The 1172-nt window shown below is 43.0% G+C and carries 1 protein-coding gene; it reads left to right on the forward strand.

Annotated elements, in window-relative coordinates:
* The first annotated feature begins 68 nt into the window (after window positions 1-68).
* Window positions 69-1169, forward strand: coding sequence for an ISAs1 family transposase (locus AB4351_RS22095; RefSeq protein ID WP_372127192.1), 1101 nt, complete (start codon window positions 69-71; stop codon window positions 1167-1169).
* Window positions 1170-1172: the final 3 nt, after the last annotated feature.

Genomic DNA, 1172 nt, shown 5'->3' on the forward strand with positions numbered 1-1172 from the left:
CAGGGCGGGATCGCACTTTGTTAACAAATATGATCTAATAGTGCTAAATCCACAATCAAACAGCCATTTTGAACTTAATCGAACACTTATCAGTCGTCCAAGACACTCGGTCAGACATTAATCAGAAGCATGATCTTATCGATGTCATGTTCCTTGTAATTAGCGCCATCGCATCTGGATGTGAAGGATGGCAAGATATTGAATTGTTTGGGAAAGACAAACTAGATTGGCTGAGAAAATACAGAACATTTGAACATGGTATTCCACGTCGGCATACAATAGCCCGTATTTTACGTTCAGTTGTCGCAGAATCTTTGCTAGAGGCATTAGCCCTGTGGATTAACGAGCAACGCACTAGTCAACACAAGCCGATAATCGCATTCGATGGAAAAGTGCTGCGTGGCTCATACCGAAATGACAAAAAAACAGCGTTACAATTGGTTACCGCCTACGACACTGAACGTGGCCTCGTTTTGAGTCAAAAGCCGACTGAGAGCAAAAATGGCGAGATCAACGTTGTACGCCAAATGCTTGATGTTATTAACGTAAAAGGCAGTGTCATCACCATTGATGCCCTGCATTGTCAGCGCGATACGCTCGAGAAAATTGCAGAGAAAAAGGCTCAGGTTGTTGTTCAAGTGAAGAACAACCAGCCCAAATTGAGAGTGGCTATTGTGGAGCAATTTCAAGCTGTCTTTGAAGCAGGTAAAGAGAAAATAGTTACCGAAATCAAAGAGAAGCACCATGGCCGCAGTGAAGAAAGATATGTATTTCAGTTAAAGGCTAAGTTACCTAAAGAGCTTGCGGAGAAATGGCCGACAGTACGAAGCATCATTGCGGTGGAGCGGCATCGAGTGATCAACGGAAAAGGAAGTGTAGACACCTCATATTACATAAGCTCTATGTCGCCGAATCACAAAATGCTAGGCCACTACATTCGTCAGCATTGGCGTATTGAAAACAGCCAGCATTACGTATTAGATGTTGTTTTTAAAGAGGATTACTCACGGATCACGCTAGATGGTGCTGTAGAAAATATAGCGTTGTTTAGACGCTTTGTGATGAACATGCTGAAGCAATGCGAATGTGGTGCACCAAGCCAAAAAGTGAAGTTGAAGAAGGCTGCTTGGAACGATGATTATCGGGCACGAGTCTTCTTTGGGTTATAAATT

It is taken from the genome of Vibrio sp. 10N.261.51.F11 (genome assembly GCF_041471665.1).
GTDB classification, from domain to species: Bacteria; Pseudomonadota; Gammaproteobacteria; order Enterobacterales; family Vibrionaceae; genus Vibrio; species Vibrio crassostreae_C.